General features: G+C 43.1%; 9 protein-coding genes. 2 read left to right on the plus strand and 7 right to left on the minus strand.

Features of this window, described 5'->3' with window-relative positions; genetic code table 11:
- Nucleotides 1–25: 25 nt before the first annotated feature.
- The 4 genes from QEP08_RS19815 to QEP08_RS19830 form a co-directional block, all read right to left on the minus strand.
- Entirely contained in the window at nt 26–2425 is a 2400-nt protein-coding gene (locus QEP08_RS19815; protein ID WP_285060432.1) for a T9SS type B sorting domain-containing protein, read from the minus strand.
- Nucleotides 2426–2499: 74 nt separating this feature from the next.
- The gene (locus tag QEP08_RS19820; RefSeq protein ID WP_285060433.1) at nt 2500–3294 is read right to left on the minus strand and encodes a DUF4397 domain-containing protein; all 795 of its coding nucleotides are present in this window, start codon (nt 3292–3294) and stop codon (nt 2500–2502) included.
- Between the two features lie 20 nt (nt 3295–3314).
- The gene (locus tag QEP08_RS19825; protein ID WP_285060434.1) at nt 3315–4865 is read right to left on the minus strand and encodes a SusD/RagB family nutrient-binding outer membrane lipoprotein; all 1551 of its coding nucleotides are present in this window, start codon (nt 4863–4865) and stop codon (nt 3315–3317) included.
- Nucleotides 4866–4873: 8 nt separating this feature from the next.
- A complete protein-coding gene (locus QEP08_RS19830) occupies nt 4874–7960 on the minus strand; it encodes a SusC/RagA family TonB-linked outer membrane protein (protein ID WP_285060436.1) in 3087 nt (1028 codons plus the stop codon).
- A gap of 236 nt (nt 7961–8196) precedes the next feature.
- Between QEP08_RS19830 and QEP08_RS19835 the strand changes: the two genes are divergently transcribed.
- A complete protein-coding gene (locus QEP08_RS19835; protein ID WP_285060437.1) occupies nt 8197–8943 on the plus strand; it encodes a DeoR/GlpR family DNA-binding transcription regulator in 747 nt (248 codons plus the stop codon).
- Between the two features lie 74 nt (nt 8944–9017).
- On the opposite strand, the gene QEP08_RS19840 is transcribed toward QEP08_RS19835, so the two are convergent.
- The 3 genes from QEP08_RS19840 to QEP08_RS19850 all read right to left on the minus strand — a co-directional run bounded on the left by QEP08_RS19840 (nt 9018) and on the right by QEP08_RS19850 (nt 15081).
- Nucleotides 9018–10316 carry a RagB/SusD family nutrient uptake outer membrane protein gene (locus QEP08_RS19840; RefSeq protein ID WP_285060438.1) on the minus strand — a complete coding sequence of 433 codons (1299 nt, stop codon included), beginning with the start codon at nt 10314–10316 and terminating at the stop codon, nt 9018–9020.
- A gap of 17 nt (nt 10317–10333) precedes the next feature.
- On the minus strand, nt 10334–13504 hold the full coding sequence (locus QEP08_RS19845; protein ID WP_285060439.1) for a SusC/RagA family TonB-linked outer membrane protein: 3171 nt from the start codon (nt 13502–13504) through the stop codon (nt 10334–10336).
- Between the two features lie 359 nt (nt 13505–13863).
- Entirely contained in the window at nt 13864–15081 is a 1218-nt protein-coding gene (locus tag QEP08_RS19850) for an anhydro-N-acetylmuramic acid kinase (RefSeq protein WP_285060440.1), read from the minus strand.
- A gap of 241 nt (nt 15082–15322) precedes the next feature.
- Here QEP08_RS19850 and nagB point away from each other — a divergent pair, with 241 nt between their 5' ends.
- A complete protein-coding gene (gene nagB / locus QEP08_RS19855) occupies nt 15323–17242 on the plus strand; it encodes a glucosamine-6-phosphate deaminase (protein WP_285060442.1) in 1920 nt (639 codons plus the stop codon).
- Nucleotides 17243–17251 lie beyond the last annotated feature (9 nt).

Raw genomic sequence — 17251 nt, forward strand, 5'->3', positions numbered from 1 at the left:
AAATTTAGCAGTAAGGAGGCGCAATTTATTTGATTATTGTAAGGCTTCCGGTCAAATTCGGGCAATCCCCTTTTAAATCGATTATATAGTAATAGACACCTGCGGGCAAGTGCTTGCCCTTCATAGTTCCGTCAAACTCCTGGGTGTAGCCTCTGGAGTAAAAAACACGCTCACCATACCGGTTAAACACCGAAAAATCAGCGCCGGCATAGCTTTCCGCCCCCTGGATCTTCCAAGTATCATTTATCCCGTCTCCGTTCGGAGAGATCGAATTGGGAACAACCAAAGCCTTCTTGCCAATATCCGTAAAATCGATCAATGGCGAGGTCTGTACGCAACTATATTGATCCGTGACCTTAAAAAAGTATTTTCCAGGGGCCACGCCTTTCAATTCCAGTCCATTTCCGACAATACCTCCCTGTTCATTCATCCATGCATAGTTGTAAGGCCCTGTGCTACCCTTGACCTGTATCCCCGCTCCACTAACCAACCTGCCATCACAGGTAGAGTTCTTTATTAGTCCTGAGAGGTCTATCGACGGGACAGCCGCTTCGGGCACAACAAATTCTCCGACCAGATTACTGCAGTCCTCATGGCCAGAGACACTCAGGAAATATTTGCCTGCAGGCATACCAGTTAGTGCAGGACGATTATCAACCACAGTCCCCTTCTCATCCTTCCATTCAAAAAATTCAGGTTCTTCTGATTCATAACCCATTATGGTTATTGATCCGTTATCAGTATCGCAATTGGCCGGCACAATAACAAAATTTTTCGCTTTATAAACGATATCCTTGTTTGGAATTGTATATATAGGAGACCTGACAATACAACTCCCTGGCTGTCCTCCTTCCAGATAATAATTTCCAGCTTCAACATCCACCAGATCCTGGTCATCTCGCACTGGTTGCCCGGCCTCTGTGTACCATTTGTAGAAACTGGCATTACTGATGCTGATGCCTTTAATACTACCCTTACTGCTACCACAAAAAGTCGTTGTTATTGTCTTGCCCTGATCAAAAAGCAATGGTTTCGAAAAAGACGAAGTCGCTCCATCTGCATTAGTCCCCGTAGAAGTAATCCCGCCCGTAAGCGTACCATTATAAACCCAGCTGCCATTAGCACTTGTAGGGATAGTCGCAATCCATGTTTTACCCTGACAATCCGGGCATTCGTCATCATAAAAAAGCTCGATAAAAGAATTGGGTAAATATACTCCGCTTGCGCTTGTTGAAGTAATTGAAGAAATGGTGGATGGTGTGACGGACTTACCCTGAGGCAGGTTAGTAAATTTTATAGAACTTTCCGTATTACAATAGATACTATTCCTTAAAATGGAAATCGGATAAGATATCTCTATAACAATGGCCGTTTTATTGTAAGCAATTACGTTTTGGGCATTGGTATTTAAGCCACCAATAATCCCATCGAGGGAAAAGTTAATATGAATTCCAATATTATTGCCAAAACTTTCAGTACCGTTCAGGCCGGCACCAATTCTGTTTCCTGCAATTAAAAACCCTCCATTTACATAATCCAGCAACAGAGCTTTGTTCTGGCTAACTATGATGTTATCAGAAACCACAGGAATGGATGTAGCACCGTTGATGTAAACGCCGGTTGCGGCAAGGGTTGAAATGTTTTTGATTAATGTCTTATCAAGTCCTATTACGTTATTCGCTACCTTCACTGCCTCTTCCGCTCCCCCAAGTGCTATTCCGCTCTTAGTATTTGCAGTTATCAAATTCCCTTCAGCCCGTGTGTCCCCACCTATAATGCCATTCTTTATAAAACTGATATCTATACCTGTTTCATTAGGAATAGGGCTTATTCCATCTTCAGCCAAGCCAAAAATATTAGAAGAAATCTTAATCCGCTCTACATACCGCCTTGGAACGACAAAAGGAGACAAAATACCGGCATAATTTCCCGTAAAACAATTTTGCTTACCAGGGGTCCCGATAATAATATTGGCGCAGTTATACAAAAATATTCCTGCTTTCTTGTCGTCTATGGAACCTAAGGGATCTGATTTAAAATTACTAAATGAAATGCCATAAATTTCAATATGATTGGCATTATCCAATCGGAGGCCATTAAAATAACCTGGAACCACCCTGATTAAACCAATTTTTACACTTGAATTTCCCAAAACAGCAAAAGGTTGTGTTGTTCCGTCTACTACAACATTTGATGTCAGAATGGGTAGTTCCTCAGATAACTGAATCGTCACATCTAATACTGCATTGCCGGGCAAATCAAAGTGAATGTAATCTGTAGTCGCTGTCCCATTAGTATTTGCAAGCACAATTGCCTCCCGCAATGAGCCCGGCCCGGCATTACCGTTTGACGTTACAGTAAAAATGGCAGCATCCACTTCATGAACCCCAAAGGTTAGCCAGAAAAGCAGTAATAGGTTTCTCATTGTAGTACAAACATCTTACATAAAAAAACCAAGTCAAAGCCTGACTTGGTTTTTTTCATTTATATTTCACTTTTCTAATAGAAGGTCGTATAAGAACCAATTGAAAGCGGGTAAGTTGTGTTTCCTAGAACGCCACGCAGATATATGGTATACGCCCTGCCTTTAGTCACAGTCCCTGTAAAACCTGCGGCCACCAGCGTCGATCCGGTAGCAGCATCATTTACATAAAGTTTCACACTAACTGCAACACCTGGCCCAATATTAGGAATCTCCGTCCAACCAGAAGCCTGACTGTAGCCAACATCTGATATGATTTTAGTGCCCGTCGCTGCATCTTTAACAAGATCCAGATTTGGACTGCCGTTATACAGGTTTACCAATCTCAGAAACACTTTTGAAGTGTCCAGGGCAGGCTTGGTATCTTCAAGCATAAATAAAGACGGGATTTTCTTATCAGGCAAAGTATACACACCTGTGGTAAATATGGTATAATATTTACCAGCTTCTGGAGCGATCTGCTGATCAAGGACACCCAGATTGGGATCAGCCGCCGCAGAAGGAATGATCTTTCCAGTCAGCGCATGCGTGCCTGGAGAAGTCACTGCATATCCCAGATCAGGATATAAACCATTATAACCAAAACCTGCGTTTTCAACTCCGGTTGAAGACAGACCAGAGCTAAACTTGGTTCCGTCGAGATAATAGTTCACAACGGGACTACCCGGTGTTAAATTTAAGATTTTCAGGTATGAATATTTGGGATCACCAAGTTCAATCTTTTCATATTCAGTTGTCTCTACCAACGTACCTTTTTCACAGGCCGTCAATAAACTTGCACAAGCCGCTATGATATATAATATTCTTTTCATTTTCTTTTAATTAAGTATGATTAAGGCTCAGTAAACCACATTTTAACAGTATGATAATCAATCTTATCTGCTCCAATTTTCTTCAGTGCCTCAGTGTTCCACAAGTACTCGGAATTGTATCTCGGGCGATAACGCTGAGCAGGCTTGCCTCCATTATCGGAGAAAAAAGATGGCGGGAAAAAATAAGCATTCAAATAAGGATTGTTCCCCTTAGCGTCGCCAACATTGTAATTGTATTTACGTAGATCGCACCAGGTTTCTACAAAACCATAACCATACAGAGCCAAATATTTTTGAAGCATAATATCTCTCAGTGTCAATGTTTCCGGCGTTTGTCTAACAGAAGCACTCGTCATATAAGCAGTCTTATCTGCTGTGGTAATTACAGTGCCCAATGCACTTACAAAATCAATACTTGCAGAGATACCATTTTGGTAAGCTGTAAAAGCTAAAGTAGGATTACCTGACCTGAAGGCCGCTTCTGCTTTAATAAATTGCATTTCAGCATAAGTCATGATTGGGAAACCTGCATCGTCTTTAAACAAATATTTACCTTGACCTGGTCCAGGATTTGCACCACCCAATATCCCCCAAACATTGGGAATTTGATTTTTTGCTGCCACAGTACCAGGATCACCGCTACCAGGGTTAGTTCCTCTAAATACACCATCTGCAGAAACAGTAATCATATTATTTCGTCGCGGATCGATTACTGTACCCGGAGTGCCGGTAAAATATGTACCATCAAGCAATCCAACAATTAACCTGGTTTGACGATAAGCGGCCAAATTTGATCTTAGTGGCCCAAAAAAGTTTCCGTTTACGGCTGTGGTACCAGCATTAGGAACGATAAAATTATCGGCATTACTTGCCAGAGACTTATCTACATATTCTATTACTTTTGCGGGGTCATAGGTTGATTTATTAATCAGATTATTAGCATTCCTGGCTAAAAGGCCATAATTAAATTTAATCCATTTTGCAGCATCACCGTTATAGGCCAAATCGAAACCCACCATCTTTGCTGGAGTACCAGAACCATCCGTTCTACCGAAATTCTTGATAGACTCGTTTGTCAGCCTTACGACTTCTTCATAAACATCTGATTGCGAATCGTAGTCAAAAGTAAAACGATTTGGCTCGTAAGCCTGCTTTAAAATAATATCGCCATGATAGTCAGTTGTAATTTGCCAACCCCAGGCTTTTAATGCCTGAGCCATACCAACATAATTCCACTCTTGTTTTGATTCACTATCGCTAATGATCAAGTTCAGATTTGCTCCCAATCCATAATAATTGGTTCTCCAAATCTCTCCCATTGCATCGCTGCCTACCAGCCAGCCATGTGTTTCACCAACATTTACGTTTCCACCAAAATACTGGACTAATCCACCCAGGTATCTGGAATCAAATTGAACACCGCGCTCCATTTGAGCAAACAAAGGTGGTGTTAAAGTTTTGCTTTGTGGATCTTGTGGGGTTGCCGGGTCTGTATTTACATCGAAATACTTCTTACATCCAGAAAATGTAATTGCGAATGCAATTAAAACTATATATATCTTTTTCATCATTTTCAAAATTAAAATCCAACATTAATACCAAAAGAGTATGTTCTTGGCAATCCAAATGACCCAAAATCAATACCACTACCTCCAGTACCACCAGAAGCAGCACTTAAACCATTAACCGATGGATCAACTCCCTTATAATTAGAAATTAACAACAAATCTGTTCCCGTAGCGAATATACTTGCTGATTTAAACACTTTACTGGAAGCAAACAGGGTTTTAGGCAGGCTATAACTTAAGGTAACCTCTTTTAATCTCAACCAGTTGATGTCCTTTTCAATAAAATCTTTCACATTATAAAATGTTGAATAATACGATGTGGTGATATAAGGAATTACAACAATATTGTTTGGTGTTGGATTATCAGTATTCTCCAAACCATCTCTCATTACGCCTTTAATGATTCTGGGCTGTTCGCGATCTAAAGATAACTTAGACAAGCCGCGAGCATATAAATAAGCCTCTGTCGCATTGTAAATATCTCCGCCTTTACGAATATCTAACAAGAAATTTAAATTGAAGTTTTTATAAGTGAGACTATTGCTGACACCAAGACCAAAATCCGGAGCGGCATCCCCCAGAGGGGTAAAGTTAGTATCCTTAATTGGCATACCATTTACCGGATTAATTAAAGTCTCGCCATTTTTGTTCCTTAAATAATCTGTCCCCGCAAGCGCGGAAACTGAATTGCCTACGAAGTATTGCTTTCTAACGTTATCCGCCAGCCAGCTATCAGACACATAAAATGTTGTTTGACCACCCGGCAAAGATATAATCTCACCACGTTGTCTGGTCACATTAGCAGTAATACCCCACGAAAAATCCTCTTTCAATATAGGCTTACCACTAACTGTTAACTCAAAACCTCTGTTTTTAATTACTCCGCTATTGATATAAGCTAAAATTGCGCCCGTTGCATAGCTTAAACGGGGAGCAGTAATTTGTCCATCACTTTTAGTAAAATAGTAGGAGAAGTTCATCGACAATCTATTTTTCAAGAATGACAAATCCATGCCTAAGTCTGTGGTAGTGGTAAACTCAGCCCCCAAATTAGGATTACCCAAAGTTACGTCTGTTGCAAAACCGCCACCTGTAGTTGTTTGAGCAATCAACTTTGTTTTTTTGATATAAGCAGTTCTTGCATCCTTACCGCCCTGACCCCATGAAGCTCTGAATTTACCTTCAGACAACCAAGTCATTTTTTTGAAAAGCGGCAACTCTGTAAATACAAAACTCAGAGAGGTTGCAGGATAAAAGAACCCTACATCTCCAGGGTTTAAAGTTGAAGAAAAATCCTGACGGCCGGTTAATGTCAAATACAACATCTCTGCATAACCAAGCTCAGTCTGAGCAAACACGCCCATTTTTCTTTTATAGATATCTGTGTATTGCACTCTTTGTGTAGTCGGATCTGTATTGTTCATGCTGAAAAATCCAGCTTGATAAAATCTTGTACCAAATTGTGAGGTTACCTGATCCCTATCGTCATTGATATCATAACCGACAGTTAGCCTGGGTGTAAATTTTCCAAAAGTTTTTTTAGCGTTAACGACAAATGTTCCATTATACAACACTTTATTTTCTGAAAAAGTATTCATACCACCACCACTATATGTCGTACCAGATAGATTAGCACCATAAGCTTCAGGATGATACCCACTTAAGCCCTGCATTGTATAAATATCAACACCAGCCTTTAAGCTAATATTCAACCAATCAAGTGGCTTATAATCAACACCATAGTTACCAATGACACGGGAAACTTTATCAAAGTTAGGATTGTTCTCCATAGCCCATAATGGGTTATCTAATTCTCCGCCCAAAGTCGTACCAATTGTCCTTCTAGCTCCGGTAGCGGTATATCTATTTGTAATGTCATCAATCACTGGCCACGATAAGACACTAAGCATAGGACTTGATGCACCTTTAAAAGTTTTATTGGTAGAAGAAGAAACCAGATTGAATGAACCATTCATGCTAAATTTAGGGCTAATTTTAGAAACCCCGGTTAACCTGGCATTGATGCTATTGAAATCTGTTCCTTCTATTACACCCTTTTGATTAGTGTAGCTTACACTGCTTCTAACAGAAAGCGCGTCGGTACCACCAGAAACGGAAGCATTATGTCTTTGTGTAAAGCCGGTTTGGTAAAATGCGCCTAAGTTGTCGTAACGTTTAAATCTGTCCGGGTATTTTGCGCCAAAATAGGTCCTTGTGCGAACTTCTTCATCAAAAATACCACCGGCGCCACCGCCGTATACAGTTTGAACATCCGGAAAACGATAAGCATTATCAAATTTAAACACGTTATTATAAGCAACAGTAGCCTTACCAGCTTTAGCTTTTTTTGTGGTAATAACTACAGCGCCAGAAGCACCTTGAGTGCCATACAAAGCTGCAGCTTCCGGACCTTTTAAAATGGTAACTGATTCAATGTCTGCCGGATTGATGTCCATCCCTCTGTTGCCGTAATCATTTTGGCGATTATAAGTTCCCTGACCAACCAAATTATACTCACTAAAAGTATTGTTAGAAATCGGCAAACCATCAATTACAAATAAAGGCTGGTTATCTCCATCAAGGGAAACTGCGCCCCTAATAATAATTGAAGAAGATGCACCAGGCGTACCATTTGTTGGCGTTATCGTTACACCAGCAACGCGACCCTGTAATGCATTGATAAAGTTTTCGCGCTGGCTGCCTGCAATTTCTGCACCCTTTATAGTTTGGGCATCATAACCCAAAGCCCTCTTGGTCCTTTCGATACCCTGTGCGGTAACAATAACCTCGTTCAAAGCTTTAGGATCTGGATTTAAGACAATGTTGATTGTACCAGATGCACTAACTGTTTGTTCTTTGGCAGCCATACCTAAGTAAATGAACTGAAGCACATCTCCAGCATTTGCTTTGATCATGTAAACCCCCTCAGCGTTTGTTTGCGCAGCGGTGTTAGTTCCTTTAATTTTTACAGAAGCACCTGGAATGGGCAGTCCATCTTCTGCAGAAGTGATTTTACCAGTTACCGTCATTTGCTGAGCCATCGCTTGGATAGTCAACAGAAACGTGCCCAAAAACAGCATGAGTAGTTTTCTTTTCATAAAAGCTTGTTTTGGTTTAAGAATTTAAGTTTGTTTATAGTCCCCTTGATTTAAAAATCCTGCACTTACACGCATAAAAATCAAAGCTTTAGTAAATATCATAAATGTTTTCCATTTATTTGCAAATAAATAGACTATTTTTATAATATTACTCAAGCAAACTTGCACAAACCTGCAAAAACACGCATTACATTTTTTTAAATAGTTTTTTATTTACTTTAGCCAAAAATTAAACGATGCTTAAAAAGGAACGCCATGATTTTGTGATGCGCCAGATCAATTTGCACAACCGGGTGCTTACTTCTGATCTTGTTCAATTGCTAAACGTCTCGGAAGACACCATCAGGCGTGACCTGCAGGAACTTTCAGACAGCAACCAATTGATCAAGGTTCACGGCGGGGCGCTCTCCAAATCTTATCAATCTTCCTTCGATGACAGCGAGGTTTATGCCAAGGATGCCAAGATCAGCATCGCCAAAAAAGCCATATCGCTTATCAAAGACGGCATGGTGGTCCTGACCGGCGGCGGAACCACCATTATAGAACTGGCCAAGCAGCTACCAGAAAATCTGCACGCCACTTTTTTCACCATCAGTCCTTTTGTGGCCATTGAACTGGCCAAATACGCTAAAATAGAAGTGATCCTCATTGGTGGCCTTTTCTCTAAAAACTCCCAGGTCACCTATGGCGGCCATGTGATCAACCAGCTTTCAGAGATCAGCCCGGACCTTTGCCTGCTGGGAACGAGCGCGCTTCACCCTGCCGACGGACTTACCGATACCGACTGGGAGATCAACCAGCTCAAAAAAACGATGCTCAACGCATCTAAAAGAACCGCTATACTTTGCATTTCAGAAAAGCTGGACATCTCCTTGCGGCTTAAAGTAGCTACGCTGGAGAACATTCACTACCTGGTTACCGAACTCCCGGCAGATGACCCTGCATTAGCTACCTATAAAATCAAAAACTTACAGATATTGTAATTTAAAAAGGGTAGCCAATGGTCTACCCTTTTTAAATTACAATCAACACTTATATCTTAAGTTCAGTCAGTCCATTAAAATGCCGGATCAGCCGGAGTATTGACATTGTTGTCCCTTTCGGTAAACGGATACGGAAAGAAATTCCGCTTCCGGTCTCCATTTGGCAAGCCAAACCTTCTCATATCTTCCAGCTTTAACCCCGACAGATACAACTCAATGCTACGGTGCTTATAGATCAACGGCAATATCTGCGCGGGAGTTAATGCACCAACTACCGGCGGCAAGCCTGCTCCAACACCAAACGGGTCTGCCGCAGGCTGCTTGGTAACCACCTTGTTCAGCTCAATCAACGCATTCACCGGATCCGGCACTGTCTGCCGGGCATAAACCTCGGCCTTGATTAAAGTAATTTCACCAGGCAAATAAACCGGTATTGAAGCGTTGGCAGCAGCGCCAAAACCTTTTAACGTTGCTCCCGTCCCAGTGGTATAAAATGGAATGCGCTGGTCATTTGCATCAGGAATATAAGTACCCGTTAATCCCAGATCTGCATTTGTTGGCTGGAATACGTTATTGGTGGAGGTAGCAATCTCAAATATTGGGTTCAACGTTTGTACGTCAAAATTGAAAGTCGATTTTTTACTCAAATCTACGTTATTGGCTGCTGTCAATGCCAGCGCATAGTTCCCTACAAAAAGTGCATATCTTGCCTTTAAAGCATAGAGCGTATTGGCTATATCAATTCCTGCAGGGATATTCGGATTAAAACCTGTGCTAATTGGACTAGCTGTGATTACTGCCAAAGCATTATCTATGACAGCGATTGCTTTAGTAAATCCCTCAGCTCTTGTGATAAAGCCTACATTCTGCCCGATCCCGGCTGGGATCTTCTCCCAGTACTGGGACATATTGCCCAATGCCATGGCTTTAAAAATACTGGAATAGGCAATCAAACCCGCTGCATAACCTTTGTCCGGCAAATTCGCCGCGTTGTTGATCACATTATCTGCATCAAAAATGATCTTATTGGAATAAGACCATAAATTTCCCAGTATCGTATTTGTACCGTCCACACTATTACCCCCGGTGGTCAGCTGCAGCTCCGGGATATTTCCCGAGTTCAGTAAACGGATCTCATTCGTTACAAAACCAGTCGCGGAAATGGAATTAAAATACACCCCCGTTCTGCCGGCAGAGTAGATCCGCTGCAAACCAACAGCAACACCCGTCAGTCCTCTGGACGAATTTAGCACGTCTTCAGACAATGCGCCATTAGGGTCCTTATATTCCTTTTTGCACGATGAAACAGTCAGGATCAGTAAGACTGATACCATGATCGCAAGCACGTAAGACTTTTCTATATAATTTTTCATATCTGATCTTTTTGAAATTAAAACTTAACCTGAACACCTAAACTAAAGCTGCGCGGAATCGGCACCGAACCAAAGTCAATATTGCGCAGAACCGTCGATTGTCCGCCAGAGTTCAATTCAGGGTCATAACCTTTGTAGTTATCCCAGGAAACTAGATTTCTCCCGCTCAGGTTGATGGTCAGATCACTGAGGTATTTTACCTTACCGACATTATAACTGATCGAGACTTCCCTAAGCTTCACAAAAGAGCCATCATCAATCCGCCACTCCTCAGTCGCATAGACCCCTGCAACATACCCGCGCGGCAGCTGGCCCATTTGCTCCTGTTCGGCAACCTTGCCATTTCCGACTCCCTGCCTTGTGCGCCAGTCGGCATTCCAGACATCACCTCCCTGAACAGCATCCAGCTGAATGTGAAGACCCAGCCTTTTATAAGCAAAATCGTTAACAAATGAAAGGTTGTAGTCAGGGTTTGGATTACCCACAACTTTGCGCAGTGTGGTGCCGGTAGGCAGCCCGTTTGCATCCCTTTGAGGCGTGTAAGATGTAGCCGAGTTTTGTATCCCCCGTTCCAGCTGCGGGATTCCTGCCGCGTTGGTCAGCAGACTGCCGTCAGGATTACGTGCAAAAAACGTCCCGTAGAAAACACCAATAGGCTGGCCATCGATGATGGCCACAGGAGCGCCGGCATTGGTAGAGATCAGCCTCAGTCCACCCACACCAATAGCCTTATTCCTGTTCCTGTTAAAAATAAACGAAGTATTCCATTTGAAATTTTCTGATGCAACAGGAGCCCCGGTCAGCATCAACTCTATTCCTTTATTTTCTAATGATCCGTTATTGTTCAGAAAATTAGAATAACCGGTAGTTGGCGCAATGACCACAGGCAGCAAAAGATCTTTTACTTTCTTGCTGTACCAGTTAAAAGTAAGACCCAGTCTGTTGCTGAAAAATGCCATGTCCGTACCCACTTCAAGCTCACGCTGACGCTCTGGTTTTACATTTTCATTGGCCAGGGTAATACTGGAAGTAAAAGCTACTTTTTGCAGAAGCGGATTAGACGCATATTCATTAAAGCGGTCATAAGCACCTATACCCGTAAGGTTTCCTGATTCTCCATAGGCAGCACGTACCTTAAACGCATTCCACCAGCCCGATGCCCCCCAATCATTCCAGTAATCGGCGGAAGACAATACATAACTGATATTCCCTTTCAAATACTCCTGGGTGCGGTGCTTTTCACTAAACACAGAAGACTGGTCTACCCTCACCGCAGCGGTAACAAACAAATGATCCCTGTATTTAAAATTTTGCTGCAGATATGCACCGCTGATGGTGAACTCTGATCTTCTGTCCGCATTAGGAAGAACCGTACTCGCAGCATTCACTGTTTCAATAAACGGCGCCAGGCCACGGCCATTCAGCAAAGAATACAAATCCTTTTGGTATTGGAATGACCCTCCGAGCTGAGTAGTAGACAGCAAGCCTTCAGCCAGTTTGGTGTCATAAGTAACATTCGCCTCATTGTTAAATAAAGTTGTGGTCGCATTTGCTGCACTCGCATATCCATTCAATGCGGCATCCAATGTTGGTCCGCCACCATAAAATCCCGTACTGACGTTATAAGCAAAGGGCGGTATAAGCGTCGTACCATTTTGAATGCTATTGTCAACACCCATCGTGTAATCTACCGTAAGATTTTTTACAGGGTTGAGCACCAATTTTGTATTCGCGATAATGCGGTTGGTAAATTGTCTTTGCTTGATGTCTTCAATCACCGAAACAGGGTTTACCCGGCCGCGTTCCCCTACAGATTTTAAGTTCCCCAGGGCATCTCTGGTAAAGATATCGTGAAAATTGCCGATAATGGTAACGGAATTCATGGGTGAGAAGAACGAGTTGCCATCAGGTTTCTCGTTGGCATCGCTATGTACGTAATTAAATCCTGCGGTTAACTTAGCCCAGTCATTGATCTTCTGATCGACATTAGCCCTAAAGTTATAGCGTTTAAAACTGGTATTCTTAATGATACCTTCATTAGAAAAATAACCGGCAGAGGTATAAAACTTCGTGTTTTCGCTGCCGCCCGATACCGAGATGCTATTGTCTGTACCAGTTGCAGATTGAAAAATATAATCCTGATAGTTATATCTGCTTACCGGCGTAGTATTGGTTAGTAATGCTGCCGGGGTACCTGAAGTCTGTATCACGTCCTGTGTAAAGGAATCAACTGACCCCCCAAACTTGACGGGACTCTGGTTCACCTCCACCTGCTTCCGCAACTTGCTTTGTGTCAGACTAGTAGAAAAACTCACAACAGGCTTTCCACTCGAGCCCCTCTTGGTAAAAATCTGCACGACCCCTGAATTGGCTCTTGAGCCATATATGGCCGCCGCGGCGGCACCATTTAAGACCTCAATCCGTTCGATATCATTTGGATTGATGTCAACCATTCTGTTTTGCCCAATACTGCCAACAAAATTTCCATTCTGGCCAACCGCACTGCCCGAATTGTTACCCCCGTCGTAGTTGGCCGATGTATTGGTTACCCTTGTAGTTGAATTATTTACAATCACCCCATCAATAATATATAATGGCTCCGAAGACGAATTTATCGAACTCACCCCTCTCAATCTTACAGACATCCCGCCAGCCGGATCACCGGAATTCTGACTGATCTGGGCTCCAGGTGTTTTACCCTGCAACGAAGACAGCACATTTCCACTTGGTGCCTTCAACAGGTCATCACCCTTTACTGAACTCACATAGCTACCCATTTGCTTGCGTGTAGTCCCCTGTGAAGTACCGGTAATGATCACCTCGTCCAGACCAATATTGTCTGTTGTAAGTTCACCATTTACAGTCACCTGCATGCTTGACCCCAATTGAATCGTTTTAGCTTGTGTCTTAAAACCAATGGAAGAAAATACCACCTGATAAGATCCTGGGTTTAGATTAGCAGGCAGGTTAAATTTCCCGTCTCCATTTGTCGCTACCGCGAAATTTGTGTTCTGCACTTTAACCACAACTCCCGGTATACCAATATCCGCAGCCCCCTCTGTCACACGCCCGCTTAAAATGTATTGTTTAGTTTGTGCGCTTGCGGAGCCCGCAAACAGCAGAAATAAAATGGGCACCCATAAAACAAACCTGTTTACCGGGTGCCACTTGGCGTAAAGTATTTTCATATGTTAAGGTTTTGATTACTTAAATATACTTTTTTGCGAGATATAATCAAAAGGGCTATTGCGAGACTCGACTACAGTATTTAAAGAAACTTATTCTGCTATTCTTTCGTTATTTAATGCAAAGCTTCCTGCTCCTCTCCTTTACATTTCCTGTACAAGGATTGCAACGTTGACACATCTGGAGTATGTTAAAATTATATCGTAATTATATACTAATTATATCAACGACCCTGTTATCACCCTGTTAAGACCCTGTTACTACCCTGTAAGAATATTGTTGATCCAAAGCCCAACTGCCAGCAATCCATAGCAGTCTGCCCACTGCAATTGGCAGATGCTCAGATTATCTTCATTAAATATCAGAACGGCAATGAAATCTTGCCCATTGTAATAGAAGGAACACCCTCACGCCCGCCAAAATCTATATCCCCCCCCACCAGGGTCTCATTGGCCAGCAACGCAAAAAGCACAGCTTCCTTCGCATCCGGATTAATCCCCAGATCATCTGTTGAAAGAAACCTTGCCTCTGGCAGCCCCCTTTTCAGCCGTTCTGTCAGCAAAGGATTGTGCATTCCCCCGCCACTCAGGTAGATTACGGGTGCAGCCTGATCTCCAAAACATCTTTTAACCGCCTCAATGATCACATCTGCTGAAAATGCTGAAAGAGTAGCCAATATATCTTCGTTACTCAACACAATACTTCCCTGATTTCCCAATGTACCGGAACCCTGCTGTGCCTCCTTCAGATAATGCAGATTAAACAGTTCGGGGCCTGTTGTTTTAGGAAAACCCGCATTTAAAAACGGAGCGGCCTTCAATCCGTTAAGCAGTGCCTCGTTCACATTACCCGCCCTCGCGAGCATGGCATCCTTATCATAATGCATCCCAGCATAGTTCGCCTGGACGAATTGATCCATCATCGTATTTCCGGGGCCAACATCTGTCGAAAAAACTTTGGCCGCGTCGTTATCAGCGGGCAGATACGTGAAGTTTGCAATCCCGCCGATGTTCAGCATCACCCTGTCCTCGCCTTTTTTTGAAAAGTACAGATAATCACCATAAACAGCCAGCGGGGCTCCTTCTCCACCTGCGGCGATGTGTTTTTGCCTGAAATCACTGATGGTAATGATGCCCGTTTTTACCGCGATATGATCGCCATCACCGATCTGAAGTGTTGCATTCGGGTATCCGGGCAATCCGTGTAAAGATGCCGGTGCATGAAAGATCGTCTGTCCATGACTTGCGATTATATCTATGTCTTCAGGCTTTAAGCCCCATTCATCTAGTGCCTCCAGGATCATATCCCCATGGATCAGACCTATTTTATCATTCATCAGGCACACCATTTGCAGGTCTGCGTCCCTTCTTGAAAAAATAGATTTCACTTCGGTCTTAAATTCATCAGAATAACCCACGGTCTTAAATTCCAATAGCCGGACCTTTGTTTCTGCTCCTGAACCGTTTATCGCGCACAGCGCTATATCAAGCCCGTCGAGCGAGGTGCCAGACATCAATCCAATGATCAGCCGTTCCGGTTTGCTGATGAGTTCAAAGACTTTTTGCCAATTCCTGTTCATTTTTTGAAGTGTATATGTACTGCAATATAAAGGTTTCATTTTTACTCCGGCATTTACCCGGCAGCAGCATCCGCTAAAAAACCGCCTTTGCTTTGCATTTCAACCGTTTGCGAAGTCCAAATCACTAACTTTCAATGCCATACAAAGAAATTTTTAACGCAAACTATGCCTTCAAAAGTTTGATAAAGCCATTCAGGTGACCTATATTTACTGCTCCGTACAAACTTTAAGAACAACCTAAATGGCAAGATTAAATCTTCTGGAGGAAACGCGCTTTGAAAAATTGCCCGTTTCTGTCTTTGAAAACCCTAAGGCCGCTTCAATCAGTGTGGCCAAACGTATCGGGGACCTGATTAAAGAAAAGCAGCAAAATAACACTTATGCGGTTTTGGGCCTGGCTACCGGAGCTACTCCGATAGCCGTTTATGCAGAACTGGTCAGAATGCATCAGGAAGAAGGCTTAAGTTTCAAGAACGTGATCACGTTTAACCTGGATGAATACTACCCGATGCAGCCTGATGCTGCACAGAGCTATGTTTCCTTCATGAATGAAAACTTGTTTGACCACATCGACATCGACAAGAAAAATGTAAACATTCCCGATGGGACTTTAAAGCTGGAAGACATCCCTGCTTTTTGCCTGGCGTATGAAAAAAAGATCACCGATGCAGGTGGTCTGGATATCCAGATCCTGGGTATCGGACGTACCGGTCACATCGGTTTCAATGAGCCGGGATCTGCGCCAAACTCTGGTACCCGCCTGGTGACACTGGATGACCTGACACGCCGTGATGCGGCAAGGGATTTCGGGGGTAAATCTTTTGTGCCGACCAAAGCCATTACCATGGGTATCGGTACCATTTTCAAAGCCAGGGAGATCATCCTTATGGCCTGGAACCGTAAAAAAGCTTCCATTATTAAAAAGGCCGTAGAAGGCGAAATCTCCAGTGATGTCCCTGCTACCTACCTGCAGCTTTCTGATAATGTGGAGTTCATTTTAGATCAGGATGCGGCTTCACTGCTGACCCGATTTGATACCCCATGGCTGGTAAAAGATTGCGTGTGGGATGAAAAAATCACCAGAAAAGCAGTAATCTGGCTGGCGAACACTTTAGGAAAACCTGTCTTAAAGCTTACTGAAGACGACTATAATAATAATGGGATGGCCCAGCTGGCGGTTGACCGCGGCCCGGTTTACAACATCAATATTGATATTTTTAACAAGTTGCAGCATACCATTACCGGCTGGCCGGGCGGAAAACCAAATGCGGATGATTCGCAAAGACCGGAAAGGGCTGAACCTGCAAAAAAACGTTCCATTATATTTTCCCCGCATCCTGATGATGACGTGATCTCCATGGGCGGTACTTTTATCCGCCTGGTAGACCAGCAGCATGATGTTCATGTGGCTTACCAGACTTCGGGCAATACCGCCGTATGGGATGACGATGTGCTCCGTTTTGTAGAGTTTAACATCGATTTTGCCGAAAAAATGGGCCATGATCAGCCTGATCTTAAAGCATTGTACAACAATATGCGCGATTTCATGGAGAAAAAACAGCCCAACCAGGTGGATACACATGAGATCCAAACGGTAAAAGGGCTGATCAGAAAAGGCGAGGCCATTGCGGGAGCCCGTTATTGCGGACTGGAGGATGACCACATCCATTTTATGGCGCTTCCTTTTTATGAGAGCGGCAAGAACCAAAAGAATCCGGTTACAGATGAGGATGTGATACTGACGATGGAATTGCTGCAAAAGGTTAAACCTCAGCAGGTATTTGCTGCCGGAGATTTTGAAGATCCCCACGGAACACATATTGTTTGTTTCAATATCATTCTGAAAGCGCTGCAGCGTTTGGCAAAAACAGAGGATTGGGTAAAAGACTGCTGGCTGTGGATGTACCGCGGGGCATGGCAGGAATTTGAGACCCATGAAATTGAAATGGCGGTACCGCTTAGTCCTCAGGAAGTAGAAAGGAAAAAATTCGCTATCTTCAAGCATCAGTCACAAAAAGACAGGGCAGTTTTCCCTGGTGATGATGCAAGGGAGTTTTGGAAGAGAGCGGAGGACAGGAACAGAGAAACTGCACAGGCCTATGACAACCTTGGCCTGGCGGATTATGAAGCGATGGAAGCCTTTGTCCGTTATATATTCTGACCTCAGGAT

The organism is Pedobacter ginsengisoli (assembly GCF_030244015.1).
Classification (GTDB): domain Bacteria; phylum Bacteroidota; class Bacteroidia; order Sphingobacteriales; family Sphingobacteriaceae; genus Pedobacter; species Pedobacter ginsengisoli.

Coding starts and splice junctions, on each gene's coding strand:
- QEP08_RS19815 (WP_285060432.1), bottom strand. CDS start 2,425: ATGAGAAACCTATTACTGCTTTTCTGGCTAACCTTTGGGGTTCATGAA.
- QEP08_RS19820 (WP_285060433.1), bottom strand. CDS start 3,294: ATGAAAAGAATATTATATATCATAGCGGCTTGTGCAAGTTTATTGACG.
- QEP08_RS19825 (WP_285060434.1), bottom strand. CDS start 4,865: ATGATGAAAAAGATATATATAGTTTTAATTGCATTCGCAATTACATTT.
- QEP08_RS19830 (WP_285060436.1), bottom strand. CDS start 7,960: ATGAAAAGAAAACTACTCATGCTGTTTTTGGGCACGTTTCTGTTGACT.
- QEP08_RS19835 (WP_285060437.1), top strand. CDS start 8,197: ATGCTTAAAAAGGAACGCCATGATTTTGTGATGCGCCAGATCAATTTG.
- QEP08_RS19840 (WP_285060438.1), bottom strand. CDS start 10,316: ATGAAAAATTATATAGAAAAGTCTTACGTGCTTGCGATCATGGTATCA.
- QEP08_RS19845 (WP_285060439.1), bottom strand. CDS start 13,504: ATGAAAATACTTTACGCCAAGTGGCACCCGGTAAACAGGTTTGTTTTA.
- QEP08_RS19850 (WP_285060440.1), bottom strand. CDS start 15,081: ATGAACAGGAATTGGCAAAAAGTCTTTGAACTCATCAGCAAACCGGAA.
- nagB (WP_285060442.1), top strand. CDS start 15,323: ATGGCAAGATTAAATCTTCTGGAGGAAACGCGCTTTGAAAAATTGCCC.